Here is a 15,028-nt window from a genome sequence, read left to right as displayed (position 1 = left end):
GTCGCGCTAATCCCGCCGGAGTCGCCACCCGCCGCTCCAATCCCTACTTTTAAACAGGAAGTATAATGGTTAGTTCACTGTAATTTTTAAGCAATAAAGTGATGCTTCCTTAAGATAGTGACCAAAGTTCAAAAGCGAATGATAAATAGCATTGCCTAAAGGCTTATTGTCCGTGAGTTCGTTTAATGCACTTGAATTTAGTCAAAGGGAGATGCCCGTTTTGTACTCTGACAATGGCTAGTCTTCTCAGATTTTAAATAACTATAAAAAGTACGCTATATGATTCTGCAAGCGAACTAAGGATTGGAGCGGAAGACGGTCGACTCCTGGGGGATTAGCGTGCGTCTTGAGACCCCGCAGGAAGCGTAGCGAACGAGGAGAGGCTCAAGGCCACGCCCTCCGGAAAGCGTACCGTCTGGAGCGCAAATCCCGGACCACAACCCCAAGTCTCCTTTCCCCTTTTACGAAAAACCCAGCAAAAGATTCTCCTTCTGCTGGGTTTATGTTTCTTATAATGAAGATAAATATTTCAATAAAGATTCGACGATGCGTTCGGATGCGTGGCCGTCGCCGTATGGATTGTAGGCTTTAGACATTGCTTCGTACTCGGCATGGTCTGATAAGAGCGTGTCGGTTAGCTCGAAGATGGTTTCTTCATCTGTTCCAGCCAAGCGTAACGTTCCTGCTTCGATGCCTTCTGGGCGTTCGGTCGTGTCTCGCAGGACGATGACCGGTTTTCCGAGGGAAGGTGCTTCTTCTTGAATACCGCCGGAGTCCGTAAGAATGATATGCGAACGCGCAGCAAAGTTGTGGAAATCCAGCACTTCTAGCGGCTCAATCAAGTGCACCCGTTCGTTGTTCCCCAGCAGTTCATCCGCCACTTCACGCACGGCCGGGTTCATATGCACAGGATAGATCACTTGAATGTCATCATACTTGTCGAGCAGACGGTTAATCGCGCGGAACATGTTGCGCATCGGTTCTCCGAGGTTTTCCCGGCGATGTGCTGTCAGCAAGATCAAACGGTCGTCGCCGAGTCGATCGAAAATCGGATGATGATAATCCGGATCGACCGTTGTCTGAAGTGCATCGATCGCTGTGTTGCCTGTGATGAAAATGCGTTCTTCATTTTTGCCTTCATTCAGCAAGTTTTGTGCTGATTTTTCAGTCGGTGCGAAATGTAAGTCGGCGATGACGCCTGTCAATTGGCGGTTCATTTCTTCCGGATATGGAGAATATTTATTCCACGTACGCAATCCCGCTTCAACGTGACCAACAGCGATTTGATTGTAAAATGCAGCCAAACTGCCGATGAATGTCGTCGCCGTGTCTCCGTGAACGAGCACGATATCGGGCTTGGATTCTTTCATAATTTTGTCGAGACCTTCTAAACCACGTGTCGCCACGTCGATTAGAGTTTGCCGGTCCTTCATAATATTCAAATCATAATTCGGCTTGATTTTGAATGTTTCCAGCACCTGATCGAGCATTTGCCGATGCTGGGCAGTGACAGTAACGATGGATTCGATTTGATCGGGATACTTTTCTAGTTCTAGAACTAGCGGCGCCATTTTAATCGCTTCCGGTCTTGTGCCGAAAATCGTCATCACTTTCCACTTTTTAGTCAATGAATGTTCCCTCCATTATTTCGTGCCGAATAAACGGTCACCTGCGTCACCAAGTCCAGGCACGATATACCCTTTATCGTTCAACTTTTCATCCAAAGCCGCGATATAGACATCAACGTCAGGGTGCTCTTTAGTCAGTAATTCGACGCCTTCAGGAGCCGCGACCAAACACATGAACTTAATATTAACCGCACCGCGCTTTTTCAATGAATTGATCGCTTCAATCGCTGTGCCGCCTGTTGCGAGCATCGGGTCCACTACGATGAATTCGCGTTCTGATACGTCAGAAGGCAATTTCACATAGTACTCCACTGGTTTTAGCGTCTCTGGGTCCCGATAAAGACCAACATGTCCTACCTTAGCAGCCGGAATTAATTTCAAGATCCCTTCTACCATTCCGATTCCTGCACGCAGGATTGGAACGACTCCTAATTTCTTACCTGCCAATACTTTGGAAGTTGCTTCGCATACCGGCGTTTGGATGTTGATTTCTGTAAGCGGCAGCTCACGTGTGATCTCGAATGCCATTAGCGTCGATACTTCATCGACTAATTCACGGAATTCTTTCGTGCCTGTATCTGCTTTTCGAATAAACGTCAGTTTGTGCTGAATTAATGGGTGATCAAATACATGTACTTTTGCCATTGGTTTCGCTCCTTTTCGGAATATCTTGTACATTATAACAGAAATCATGCGATAGGCGCAGATATGTCAGATGTTTTTAGATTCAGACTTTTGCAGCGCGCTCATAAAATCTTTCACGTGCTCGTATAAGACGTATTGCCGCTCATAAACTATCGATTCTCGATCATAAAATCCCTACTCTCGCTCATACACACCGTCTAAGTGATCATACATAGACATTTTACACTCCAAAAAGCGCCTGACACAATGGTCAGACGCTTGATTTTTATGCGTATAAAGGATGTTGATCTGTAAGAGCTGTTACTGCTTTGCGTGCTTCGGCTTTTGCAGTTTCATCTTCGTGGTTTTTCAATAGATTCGCAATGATGCGGCCGACTTCTTGCATGTCTTCCTCTTTGAATCCACGTGTTGTGACAGCAGGCGTACCGATGCGGATACCTGAAGTGACGAATGGTCCTTCTGTATCGAAAGGCACTGTGTTTTTATTCACTGTAATGCCAACTTCGTCCAATACATGCTCAGCAACTTTTCCTGTTAAACCAAGTGATTTCAACTTCACAAGTACGATGTGATTGTCCGTGCCGCCTGAAACTACATCAATACCTTCCTTGTTAAATTGCTCTGCCAATGCCTTCGCATTTTTCTTCACTTGTTGGATGTATGTTTTGAATTCCGGCTCTAGCGCCTCTTTGAATGCAACAGCTTTTGCAGCGATAACGTGCATCAATGGACCGCCTTGAACGCCAGGGAATACCGTTTTGTCGATTTTGCGGCCAAATTCTTCCGCGAATTCTTCGTTCAATAAAATCAAACCGCCACGTGGTCCACGCAATGTTTTATGCGTTGTGGACGTTACGAAATGTGCGTGTGGCACTGGATTCGGGTGCTCGCCTACTGCAACAAGGCCTGCGATATGCGCCATATCGACCATCAAATATGCGCCGACTTCATCCGCGATTTCACGGAACTTTGCGAAGTCGATTTCCTGCGGATACGCACTCGCACCAGCTACGATCATTTTCGGTTTATGCTCAAGCGCTTTTTGACGAACGTCTTCATAGTCGATTTTTTCGTCTTCTTTACTTACACCGTATTCTACGAAGTTGTATAGAATACCAGAGAAGTTTACAGGTGAACCGTGCGTCAAGTGACCGCCATGGGATAAGTTCATTCCAAGCACTGTATCGCCCGGCTCTAGTGCTGTAAAGTAGACTGCCATATTTGCTTGTGCACCTGAGTGAGGCTGCACGTTTGCATAGGCTGCACCGAATAACTCTTTCAGGCGGTCGCGTGCGATATTTTCCACAACGTCGACATGTTCACAGCCACCGTAATAACGGCGTCCCGGATAGCCTTCTGCATATTTATTCGTCAAATATGATCCTTGTGCTTCCATGACTGCCTGTGTAACGAAGTTTTCTGATGCGATTAGTTCGATGTTGGAATTTTGACGGTTCTTTTCAGCCATGATCGCTTCAAAAACAGCCGAGTCATCGCGTTGTACATTGCTTAAGTCCATTGGTTAGTATCCCCTTTTTCTGATGTTTTGTATGCTATCTTGTATTGTACACATTTCATTCGTATTGCGCACGACTTCCGCCGATCAATTTCGGTCGTGTCGTGGCCAGTGTGATGATTGCTTCACCGACTTGTTTAATGGATGTGCGAATCGGCACGACGACAGGTTTCAATTGCATGCCTATCAAGGTTTGGCCGATGTCAATACCGGCGTTTGCCTGTACGGACTCCACTACTACCGGATCTTTGAATTGCTGATAGACGTACGCAGACATGGAGCCGCCCGCATTGACGACCGGTATGACAGAAACAGGTTCCAATTGAAACTGTTGGGCTGTCTTGCGTTCAATTGTGACAGCGCGATTAATATGCTCGCAGCCTTGAAATGCTAAATGAATCTGATGCTGGTCTGCAAATTTCCGAAGCGGTGCGAATAATGCTTCACCAATCTCCAGCGCGCCGTTCGTACCGATCCGCGCACCTGCTACCTCAGACGTGGAGCAGCCAACGACGAAAATCGTATTAGCTGCAGGTGGCGCTTGTTCCGCAAACTCAGTCAATGCCTGTTCGAGTTGCAATTTCCATAATTCAATCGCATCCACATGTTCCACCCACTTTCATTATTGCTTTTCCAAGTCCATCATTTTATCAATACGGCGTTCATGACGACCGCCTTCGAATTCAGTTCCAAGCCAAGTGCTGACGATTTCGCGCGCAAGACCAGGCCCGATGACACGCTCGCCCATCGCAAGAATGTTGGAGTCGTTATGTTCTCGTGTTGCTTTTGCACTAAAGACGTCATGTACGAGTGCACAGCGGATGCCTTTTACTTTGTTCGCTGCAATCGACATGCCGATGCCAGTCCCGCAAATCAAGATTCCGCGGTCGGCTTTTCCTGCTGCTACGTCGTTGGCTACTGGTACTGCGTAGTCCGGGTAGTCGACGGAAGCGCCGGAATCTGGTCCGTAGTCGACAAATTCTATGTCGAGTTCGGTCAATAGATTGGTGATTTCATTTCGGAGTTGGTTGCCTCCATGGTCTGAAGAAATTGCAACTTTCACTGCGCACCCTCATTTCTATTTTTACTTATCGCTTATTCTACCACTGTTCAATAAAAAAATCATCGGTTTTACTGCATTATTTTTGAGGTTTTCATGTCTGAATTAGGGAGATTCGTCAAAAACACGAATATTTATCAACTTAAAGACGATTAACGTCCGTGTGTTTTCGAATTAGGGTGACGGGTTTGCTACCGTTGATTTCCGCTACAGATGGGACGCTTTCCGCGGGGCGCGGGTGAGTCGCCCATCTTCCGCTACAATCAACTAGTTTAGCCCATTGAATAGGGAATCGTATATTATAAACAAAGCTAGGTGATGAAGTAAATGCTACATCAATACTTTAACTTTTGCATCCAGACAAGAGAAGCCGAGTAATGAACCAAAATTGCACAGCACCGCACCAAAGCATTGCCAGAACGAACCAAAAACCTTTTGGACCGCACGTTAACAGCACTGCACCGAACCAATCCTTGTCTCATCCGCACCAAACAAGTCGGACACCGAACCTTTCCACCCGTTTCGCATACCCCCTGAATAAAAAAACAGGCCCCTATGAATAGTCAATAATTCCTGACTTCATAGTAGCCTGTCCACCTATTAATCCATCAATCAACCGAGCGATCGAATTTGCGGATTACTTTGTAGAGTTCTTCGGATTGTACTTTAAGTTCCATCGCTTTGGCGTCAGTTTGTTCTATGGAAGCGACTTGTTCCTCTGTGGCGGCTCGTACTTCTTCCGCGCCCGCTGAAGTAGCTTCTGCAATGGAGGCGACTTCCATGGATTGTTTGGCTGTTAGTTCGATTTTTTGCATTTGCTGACTGACGATTTCACTGATTTCTACGACCGAGGCTGCCATCGTGTGGATTGTTTCGGTCATGGATTGTACGTTTTCGTTTGTTTTCGTTGCGCGTTTTGCTTCGGCTGAAGCTGTGTCGACTTGTTGCTTCATTTCGGAAACGACTTTTTTGACGTCTGCTTGGATACTTTGAACAAGTGTGGAGATCATTTGTACAGCATTTGCGCTTTCGTCGGCTAAGTTACGTACTTCTTCCGCCACGACAGCGAAGCCTTTTCCGTGTTCTCCTGCACGTGCCGCTTCGATAGATGCATTGAGCGCCAATAAGTTCGTTTGTCCTGCGATGTTACCGACAAGTTCGACGATTTCTCCAATTTTATGTGCATTTTCATCCAGCACTTGGATTGTTTCCAATGAATGTTCGCTCTGCTCCGTCATTTGATGGATACCCGCCAACACCGATTGGAATACATCTGTGGTCGTGTGGAGTTCTTGCAGCATCGCTTTGGAGTGCTCCGAAGATTGGCCCGCCCGACTGTTGACTTCCATAGCCAATTGACGAACATCTTCAATTGCTCCGACCGTTTCCTGGATTGCGCTTGCTGTCGATTCTGCCCCATTGGAAATTTCTCCAATTGTACGGGCGATGGCGTCCGATTGACCGGATGCTGAGCTTGTCTCTTTCGTCAACGCGTCTACTGATTGAACAGTCGTTTGAAAGTTTGATTCGATTTGTTCGATGATGCTCCGCAAGTTCACAACGACTTGTCGGAATGCCTTCGCGACTGAATGAATTTCATCAGATGAATTTGACAGTTCGATATCGTGCCCAATCTTCCCATCTGCTACTCTCATCGCAGCTGTTTCCAATCGCTGCAATGGTTTCGTTAAAATCACACTGAATAATGCCGCCAAAATACCTGACCATAAAACGCCAAGAGCATATGTAATCAGTTGAAATACAAATGGCTTTACATTGGGGAAGAATGTCGGTTGTACCCAATTAATGAACACCGCACTCGTTGAATAAGTGATGACTGCGAGAATGACGATAAAATAGACAAACTTTTTTCGCAGACCCACTTTCCTTGTTCTTGTTTCCGTCATAAATTTCCCTCCGAGAGCTTTCGGGTTACCGCTTTAATAAGTTCTGTTAGTTCCATGAACGTTGTACGGTATGTCGCTAAGTCGCCACCATATGGATCATGGACGTCAAAACCATTCTTCTCCCCTACATACTCCTTTAATGTGAAAATCTTTTCCTTCATTTCGGGATAGCTGCTGTGCAGGAAATCCCTGTGGCCAACTGTCATTGTCAGGACGAGGTCAGCCCACTGCATTTCAGAGAACTTGAGTTCATTTGAAAATTTACTGTACGGAATTCCGGCTTCCTTCAGCAATTGAGCGGAATTCACGGAAATCGGCAGTCCATCCATTGAGTGGATGCCTGCAGATTTTGCCGTGACGCCCGGCAACTTTTCATTATTCAACAGAGCTTCCGCTAAAGGACTTCTACATGTATTACCTGTGCAAATAAAATAAATATTCATTTTCCTCACCTACTATAAATAATAACGGATTTATGAGAGAAAAGAAACACTAATTGTTAAAAGATAAAGGACATTACACCTATAATAATGAAAACAATTCCAGTAATGCGTCTAATATAGGTTCCATTGATCAATTTAATACGCCCTGTGGATAACAATGCGACAATAGAAAAGACGAATGAAAAGAAACCTGACACAAAAATGAATAGCCACTTATTCAATTGCATCATGCCAAATGTCACACTGACAGTGAAGGCATCGATACTGACGAGCAATGCCAAGAAAAAAGGCGAGATTTTATCCATTACTGAAGGCTGTTCTCCGTCATCAAGTAACATATGGAGACCGACTAGTCCAATTAGGACACCCGAAAGTAGGGGACCCCATCCTGCAAAGAAGTGGACAGTCCACTCGCCCATATAAAACCCGACTAGCGGCAATAGCATATTCAAAAAGGTAGTCCATAGCGCGATCATGAATCTTCCGCGCCGCAATTGAAGAATTGTGTAGACGATGAGGATATCAATCGTCGTAACGACGGCCGCTATGATTTCAATCAATGAGTAAGCCCCCTTACAGTTCGCATCTATCCATCTTATGCGTCTGCTTCAGGGGGCTATTCGTCTTTTGTTTTATTCGAAATATCGTTTGCCGTCGGAGGCTTTATCCAATCGATTCATGACAGCTGCCCCTATACCTGCTTGGTCGGTTTCGATCGCCAAGATGATGTCCGCTTCGGTGTTGTCACATTGACGAATCGCCTTGTACAGATGCGCAGCCATTGCTTCACTGCTGTCGAGTGCACCCGTTGTAAAGTACCAATCCGCTTTTGCCGTGTGCAACTCGTCTGGCCCGATGACGGCAGCCCGTTTACCTTGACGATGAATACTGTCGAGTGCATCCTCTAATTTTGAAGCGTCCGATTCGATGACGTATAAAGGCGCTTCCGGTGCATAATGGGTATATTTCATTCCAGGAGCGCGCGGTGTTTCTGTTTCATCTTCTGATTTTGACGCCAAATGAACTGTTCCGATCAAAGCTTCCAGTTGTTCTTTGACGATGCCGCCCGGACGCAAAATGACGGGTGGTGTGACGGTGACGTCCAGTACTGTGGATTCTACACCAATACCTGTCGCACCACCGTCTAAGATGAGTGGAATCCTACCAAATAAATCGTGGTATACGTGCTCCGCCTCTGTCGGGCTAGGTTTACCGCTGCGGTTCGCACTCGGTGCAGCGAGTGGAAGTCCAAGTTTTTTCAATAATTGCAGTGCCACAGGATGATCCGGCATACGAATCGCCACTGTCGCCATGCCTGCCGTGACGGTTTCCGCGATGACTCCCGGCTTCTTCTCCATTACCAATGTCAGCGGACCAGGCCAGAAAGCTTTTATTAATTGTTCTGCTACTTCAGGCACTTCCGCAACAAAGCGCTCCATGTCTGACTTTCTTCCGATATGTACGATGAGCGGATTATCGGCAGGTCTTCCCTTCGCCTCAAAGATTTTCCGCACAGCTTGTTCGTCCGTAGCAACAGCTCCCAATCCATATACTGTTTCAGTAGGGAATGCAACAAGACCTCCTGATTTCAGGATATCCACAGCTTGTTCATATGTTTTTTCGTTATCCACGAGGTTATCCACTGAGTTTAGTATTGTTTCCATCTGTCCAACCCCCTCTTATACACATTTCATTCAATTTATCCACAAAATCTGTGAATAGTTTTACGAAAACCATGATTTTATCCACTCCCAGACGAAGAACTTAACAGGCTCTTCTTCTGTTTCAGTTACTGTCGCTTCCTCTGGATAACAGACTTTGGGGAATAGTGCACACCACCAATTATCCCCTTTTCCTTTGCCGATTTTCAAAATATAGGCATCATAAACGTCCTGCTGCTGAATCGCAAAACCAATTCTCTTCGGCGGAATAAGTGCAGCTTTGTGTTCAAATGTTACAGCTGAACCATTTGCATATTCTCCAGCAAGTTGTTCGATCGTAGGTTCCAAATGTTGAAGCCTGTCATGCAACTGTTGTTGCGTCGTTGACTGACTGATCGCCTGATCGAGTAGTGGTGCAATCTTTTTCTGTACTTCTTGTTTTATCCGTTGATCCTCAGCGGTATTTGAGTTTGCTAGAATACGAAATTGAGCTACTTCACTTGTTGGTACCTCTTGATTGAATAATAACAGTACCCCTTGAATCGCTAACAGCACGAGTATAAATTCTATAGAAGCAATTAATTTTGAAGTTTTTGTCGGTTGTTTTTTAATCGTGTAATCTTGTAACATGTCATCCCCTCCTGAATCTATCATGACCCGAAGGAAGATGTTTTATTCACTGAATCTCACAAAATATCATTCGATCTTTTTTATTAATATCTTGCACGATGTCTACATTGGCTTCAGGGAAGGCTTTCTGTAGGAATTGCTGCACAATTTCACCTTGTTGATAACCGATTTCAAATCCGATCAGCGCCCGTTTATTCATCAAAGGAGCTAACCGTTCTGCTAGTCTTCGATAAAAGTACAGTCCATCCTCTTCGGCAAATAAAGCGGAAGACGGTTCGAAGTCAAATACCGTCGCCGACATATCGCTTTTTTCATGTTCTGCGATATAAGGAGGGTTGGAAAGAATGACATCCCATGTTTGTCCCATGAGCGGCTCCTCCATGTCACCTTGCCGAAACGTTATTTCTACGTCATTGCGCTGCGCGTTACGTTTGGCTACTTGCAACGCTTCTTCACTAACATCCGTCGCGGTCACTTGTGCATTGGGTCGTTCTTTTTTGAACGCGACAGCAATCGCCCCACTTCCTGTCCCGATATCTGCAAATTGAATCACCTTGTCTCCAAACAGCCGTCTTGCACGACTCAATGCATAGAATACCAATTCTTCTGTTTCAGGCCGAGGGATCAGGACACGTTCATTCACTTCGAAGGAATAGCCGTAAAATGATTCTTCTTCAAGAATATATTGAATTGGTTTGCCTGTTAAAAGCTCTTCAATATACTCCCAAAATAGCGAGCGAGATTCTTCCGGTAATTGATCACGGAGTGCGGCAAAATAACCCGCCCGACTTTTGCCTGTTACAGCTTGCATCGCCAACTCAGCTGCATTCACATCCAGCTCTTTCGCATTCAATAGTTGCTTTGCACGCTGTACAGATTCTAGAATAGTTTCAGTCATTTTGATCCAAACTTTCCAAGCGGTGTGCTTGTTCTTCAATTATTAACGCATCGATCACTTCATCCAATTTCCCTTCGATGATCTGATCAAGCTTTTGGATCGTCAAACCGATTCGGTGATCAGTTATTCGGTTTTGAGGGAAATTATATGTCCGGATACGCTCTGAGCGATCTCCTGATCCGACCGCCGATTTACGTTTCTCATCGTATTCTGCACGCGCTTCTTGCATAAATTTATCGTAGACACGTGCACGCAATACTTTCATCGCTTTTTCTTTGTTTTTAATTTGAGATTTTTCATCCTGACATGACACCGTGATGCCTGTTGGCAAATGCGTAAGCCGGACTGCAGACATTGTCGTGTTGACGGACTGTCCACCGGGTCCAGATGAAGCGAATGTATCGGTACGGACATCTTTGTCATGGATTTCAATCTCTACTTCTTCCGCTTCCGGCAAACAAGCGACCGTGGCGGTGGATGTATGAATTCGACCGCCTGATTCGGTTTCCGGTACACGCTGTACGCGGTGTGCTCCATTTTCGTACTTCAGTTTTGAATAGGCACCGTTGCCGTCAATCATGAAAATGATTTCCTTGAAGCCGCCAAGCTCTGTTGGTGACGAGTCGATCACTTCCACTTTCCAGTGATTCATCTCAGCAAAGCGAGTATACATACGGTATAGGCTGCTTGCGAATAGAGCGGCTTCATCTCCGCCTGCCGCACCTCGGATTTCCATAATGACACTTTTATTGTCATTGGGATCTTTCGGAACGAGCAAAATCTTCAACTGTTCCTCGAGCGGCTCGATTCGGTCTTCCAGTTCATCGATTTCCATTTTGACAAGTTCTTTCATTTCGTCATCGAGTGGTTCTTCGAGCATATCTTTCGCATTTTTGTATTGTGCTTGGACTTCTTTATATTCTCGGTACACTTCAACGGTTTCCTGCAAATCGGACTGTTCTTTGGAGTAGTTTCGAAGTTTTTCCAAGTCATTCACAATTTCTGGATCACTCAGAAGTTCATTGAGTCGATCATATCGGTCTTCTACTGCTTGCAGTCTGTCGAACATAATGCGTTCACCTCTTCTGTAGTATGGGTTTTCAGGATATAGCAGAACCGCCTATCCTTTCGTGCATATGGATAGACGGTGAATTATCTTTATTTTGCGCGCTCCGCTTGACCGACTGGGACTTCATGGTGTTGGCGGCATCGCGGTTCGTAGGCTTCCGACGCGCCAACGAGAATGATCGGATCATCGTATCGGGCAGGATTTCCATCGATCAATCGTTGCGTCCGACTTGACGGAGATCCACAAACGGTGCAGACCGCCTGAAGTTTTGTGACGAGTTCTGCTACTGCCATCAATCGTGGCATTGGCCCGAACGGTTCGCCCCTGAAGTCTTGGTCGAGCCCGGCGATGATGACGCGAAAACCGCGATCGGCTAAACTGATCGCGACGTCTAGAATTTCTTCATCAAAAAATTGTGCTTCGTCAATGGCGACCACATCGAAATCATCTGTGACGAGATTCGGAATTTCATTGGCTCTCGCTATCGGATTGGCGATCATCGATGTGCCGTCATGGCTGACAACAGCTTCCTCGCTGTATCGATCATCGATTGCCGGCTTGAATACCGCTATTTTCTGTTTAGCGAATTCCGCCCGGCGAATCCGGCGAATGAGCTCCTCCGATTTACCTGAAAACATACTGCCGCAGATGACTTCCATCCAGCCGCCTTGCATTGAAACGTACATGGTCAATCTCCTTTCAGTGTCGTGCTATGTATGGTGTGTTTTGGCTAGGGTTATGAGCGTGTAAGCACAAGTTACAAGCGCACCGGTCTTGCTTTTGAGCGCGTTTTCCTGGGTTATGAGCGCTTACCCACTGTTTATGATCGTTCTCTGCTTTTACTTATAAAAATACCCGTCTGGCACGACTGCACCTGACGGGTATCTGGCATTTGATTACTCTTGTCCTTCTGACTTGATGCCGTATTTTTTGTTAAAACGGTCGACACGGCCGTCCGCTGCAGCAAACTTTTGGCGTCCAGTGTAGAATGGGTGACATTCTGAGCAAACTTCTACTCGAATATCCTCTTTTACAGAACCTGTTTCGAATGTATTGCCACATGAGCAAGCAACTTTTGCAAGTTTGTAATCTGGATGAATTCCTGCTTTCATCGGTCTCTCTCCTCTCGCCCTGAACCATCTGGAACAGAGTATGAATTATAGGGTGTTTTATTGACCGATTGCCAATAAAACGGATCGATGCCGTACACGGCCCGTATATGTCAGCCGCATATGCAGTGCACGGTGAATACCGTACTTGAACAGTATAGCAAAATCGAGTGTTCGGCGCAACTGTTTGATTTGGGTTTTTATTGGGCTTTAGGGCGCCAATAAATGCTTAAAAATAAAAGATTAATCAGTGAATGTCCGGGATTTGCGCTCTGGGTGGACGCTTTCCGCGGGGCGCGCGGTGAGCCTCCTCGTCGCTTCGCTCCTGTGGGGTCTCACCTGTCGCGCTAATCCCGCCGGAGTCGCCACCCGCCGCTCCAATCCCTACTTTTTGATGGGAAGTATAATGGCTAGTTCATTGTAATTTATTAGCAATAAAGTGATGCTTCCTTACAATAATGCTCAAAGTTTAAAAGTTAATACTAAAAAATATTGCCCGCAGGCTAATTGTCCAAAAAATCACTTACGACCTTAAACTAAGTCAATGAAAGATGCCAGTTTTGTACTCTGAGTGTGTGAACCCTTCTCAGATCTAAACAACTACAAGGAGCTTGCTATGTGTCTCTACACACTAACTATGGATTGGAGCGGAAGACGGTCGACTCCGGGAGGATCAGCGTGCGCCTTGAGACCCTGGACTGAGCGAAGCGAAGGAAGCGGCTCAAGCCACGCCCTCCGGAAAGCGTACCGTCTGGAGCGTAAATCCCGGAGTACATACTACTTCGCCTCCACTGAGAGCGCAAATCCACGGACCACACCTCCTATCACCACTCTTCGCTAACTTAAATCAATCCCTTACCCTTACGATGGGCTTTCATTTCTTCATTTAATTTCTCAAAAAATTCTTCGTTGTTTTCGGATTGACGAAGTTTTTTCAGGAAACGTTCGGCAAAGTCCGGAGCGTCGGAGAAGGTTTTTCGGATAGCCCATAGTTTTTCTAACTTTTCTTTCGGAATGAGCAGCTCCTCTTTCCGTGTTCCGGAACGGCGGATGTCGAGTGCCGGGAAGATTCTGCGTTCAGCCAGGCTTCGGTCTAGATGAAGCTCCATGTTGCCCGTTCCTTTAAATTCTTCATAGATGACTTCGTCCATGCGGGAGCCCGTTTCGATGAGGGCCGTTGCCAGGATTGTTAAGCTTCCGCCTTCTTCTAAGTTACGTGCTGCACCGAAGAATCGTTTTGGACGGTGGAATGCGGCCGGATCAATCCCTCCGGACAATGTACGTCCGCTCGGCGGGATCACTAAGTTAAATGCACGAGCCAGTCGGGTTATGGAGTCCATTAAAATGATGACATCGCGTTTATGTTCAACTAAGCGCATTGCACGTTCCAATACGAGTTCAGCCACTTTGACATGATTTTCCGGCACTTCGTCAAATGTAGAGCTGACAACATCGGCTTTGACAGAACGCTCAATATCAGTTACTTCCTCCGGGCGTTCATCGATCAGCAAGACGATTAGTTCAGCTTCCGGATGATTCGTCGTGATGGCGTTGGCGATTTCTTTCAACAGCATCGTCTTCCCTGCTTTCGGCGGTGCGACGATCAATCCACGTTGGCCGAATCCTACAGGTGATACGAGGTCCATGATACGTGTAGATATACGACTTTGTGTCGTTTCTAATTGAATTTGGCGTTCTGGATACAATGGGGTCAATGCTGGGAAATGAACACGTTCACGTGCCACTTCGGGATTTTGTCCATTGACTGCTTCAACCTGCAGCAAGCCATAGTATCGCTCATTCTCTTTTGGCGGACGGACTTTCCCTGTTACTTTATCGCCGTTACGCAAATCAAAGCGACGGATTTGGGAGGCAGATATGTATATATCCTCTGAGCTCGAAGAATAGTTGATCGGTCGTAAGAAACCGTATCCTTCTGATTGGATAATCTCCAATACACCTTCCATGAAAAAGAAGCCTTCTTGCTCGGCACGAGATTTCAAAATAGCGAAAATTAATTCTTTCTTTGTCAGCTTGCCATAGTTCGTGATTTTAAACTCCTTCGCTAGTGCATATAGCTCTTTCAGCGTCATATTCTCTAGGTCTGCAAGGGTAATCATTGTCATCTATGCGTACACCACTCTTCATTTATAGTATAAGAAAATTTCGACGCGAGAAATAGAAAGGAAGATACTTAGTGCGCTTCCTTTCCTTTTATCTGAATTAAGCAGAAAACTCCCATCTCAATAGATAGTGAAATGAATGCGAGTTCGTTATTGTTCAGAGAGTATTCGAACGCCATTATGCCAAGGCATAATTCATTACGTGCATTATGGTTTTATAGTTTCAGGAAAAAGTGACCCGGCTGTGACGCCGGGTAATGAGGGAGTTAGTCTTGCATAACGAGAAGTGGTTTTTTCTTCATGCTGTGGCGACCTTCGACAAAGCGGATTGTACCTGAT

15 protein-coding genes are annotated in these 15,028 nt (G+C 45.9%); all 15 read right to left on the bottom strand.

Annotation, left to right across the window (positions count from 1 at the left end; all coding sequences use genetic code 11):
- Window positions 1–509: 509 nt before the first annotated feature.
- Window positions 510–1,628, bottom strand: a complete 1,119-nt coding sequence (gene wecB / locus B5D59_RS04440) for a non-hydrolyzing UDP-N-acetylglucosamine 2-epimerase (protein WP_078817030.1) — start codon at window positions 1,626–1,628, stop codon at window positions 510–512.
- A 15-nt stretch (window positions 1,629–1,643) separates the two neighbouring features.
- Window positions 1,644–2,273, bottom strand: coding sequence for a uracil phosphoribosyltransferase (upp, locus tag B5D59_RS04435; protein ID WP_040758508.1), 630 nt, complete (start codon window positions 2,271–2,273; stop codon window positions 1,644–1,646).
- 265 nt (window positions 2,274–2,538) lie between these two features.
- A complete protein-coding gene (gene glyA, locus B5D59_RS04430) occupies window positions 2,539–3,792 on the bottom strand; it encodes a serine hydroxymethyltransferase (protein WP_078817029.1) in 1,254 nt (417 codons plus the stop codon).
- Between the two features lie 55 nt (window positions 3,793–3,847).
- Complete coding sequence (locus tag B5D59_RS04425) at window positions 3,848–4,393, bottom strand: TIGR01440 family protein (protein WP_139365943.1); 546 nt, start codon at window positions 4,391–4,393, stop codon at window positions 3,848–3,850.
- An 18-nt stretch (window positions 4,394–4,411) separates the two neighbouring features.
- The gene (gene rpiB, locus B5D59_RS04420) at window positions 4,412–4,852 is read right to left on the bottom strand and encodes a ribose 5-phosphate isomerase B (protein ID WP_009766213.1); all 441 of its coding nucleotides are present in this window, start codon (window positions 4,850–4,852) and stop codon (window positions 4,412–4,414) included.
- A 605-nt stretch (window positions 4,853–5,457) separates the two neighbouring features.
- Window positions 5,458–6,756, bottom strand: coding sequence for a methyl-accepting chemotaxis protein (locus B5D59_RS04415; RefSeq protein WP_078817028.1), 1,299 nt, complete (start codon window positions 6,754–6,756; stop codon window positions 5,458–5,460).
- The gene (locus tag B5D59_RS04410; protein WP_078817027.1) at window positions 6,753–7,199 is read right to left on the bottom strand and encodes a low molecular weight protein arginine phosphatase; all 447 of its coding nucleotides are present in this window, start codon (window positions 7,197–7,199) and stop codon (window positions 6,753–6,755) included. The genes B5D59_RS04415 and B5D59_RS04410 overlap by 4 nt, the downstream gene beginning before the upstream one ends.
- Before the next feature lie 56 nt (window positions 7,200–7,255).
- Window positions 7,256–7,759, bottom strand: coding sequence for a manganese efflux pump (locus B5D59_RS04405; RefSeq protein WP_078817026.1), 504 nt, complete (start codon window positions 7,757–7,759; stop codon window positions 7,256–7,258).
- Window positions 7,760–7,831: 72 nt separating this feature from the next.
- Window positions 7,832–8,863 (bottom strand): L-threonylcarbamoyladenylate synthase, encoded by a 1,032-nt coding sequence (locus tag B5D59_RS04400; protein WP_078817025.1) that lies wholly within the window; start codon window positions 8,861–8,863, stop codon window positions 7,832–7,834.
- 60 nt (window positions 8,864–8,923) lie between these two features.
- Window positions 8,924–9,490: a stage II sporulation protein R gene (locus tag B5D59_RS04395; RefSeq protein WP_176132499.1), complete on the bottom strand. Its 567-nt coding sequence runs from the start codon at window positions 9,488–9,490 to the stop codon at window positions 8,924–8,926.
- A 46-nt stretch (window positions 9,491–9,536) separates the two neighbouring features.
- Window positions 9,537–10,388 carry a peptide chain release factor N(5)-glutamine methyltransferase gene (gene prmC, locus B5D59_RS04390; protein ID WP_078817023.1) on the bottom strand — a complete coding sequence of 284 codons (852 nt, stop codon included), beginning with the start codon at window positions 10,386–10,388 and terminating at the stop codon, window positions 9,537–9,539.
- Window positions 10,381–11,457: a peptide chain release factor 1 gene (gene prfA / locus B5D59_RS04385; protein ID WP_078817022.1), complete on the bottom strand. Its 1,077-nt coding sequence runs from the start codon at window positions 11,455–11,457 to the stop codon at window positions 10,381–10,383. Before prfA ends, prmC begins: the two co-directional genes overlap by 8 nt.
- Window positions 11,458–11,546: 89 nt before the next feature.
- Window positions 11,547–12,143: a thymidine kinase gene (locus tag B5D59_RS04380; protein WP_009766223.1), complete on the bottom strand. Its 597-nt coding sequence runs from the start codon at window positions 12,141–12,143 to the stop codon at window positions 11,547–11,549.
- A 210-nt stretch (window positions 12,144–12,353) separates the two neighbouring features.
- Complete coding sequence (gene rpmE / locus B5D59_RS04375; protein WP_009766224.1) at window positions 12,354–12,569, bottom strand: 50S ribosomal protein L31; 216 nt, start codon at window positions 12,567–12,569, stop codon at window positions 12,354–12,356.
- 839 nt (window positions 12,570–13,408) lie between these two features.
- On the bottom strand, window positions 13,409–14,692 hold the full coding sequence (gene rho / locus B5D59_RS04370; RefSeq protein ID WP_009766225.1) for a transcription termination factor Rho: 1,284 nt from the start codon (window positions 14,690–14,692) through the stop codon (window positions 13,409–13,411).
- Window positions 14,693–15,028: the final 336 nt, after the last annotated feature.

The sequence above is a fragment of the Sporosarcina newyorkensis genome, from assembly GCF_900167515.1.
In the GTDB taxonomy this organism is placed as follows: Bacteria; Bacillota; Bacilli; order Bacillales_A; family Planococcaceae; genus Sporosarcina; species Sporosarcina newyorkensis.
Note: the sequence above shows the minus strand (reverse complement) of the source record. Positions and strands in the feature narration are given on the sequence as shown.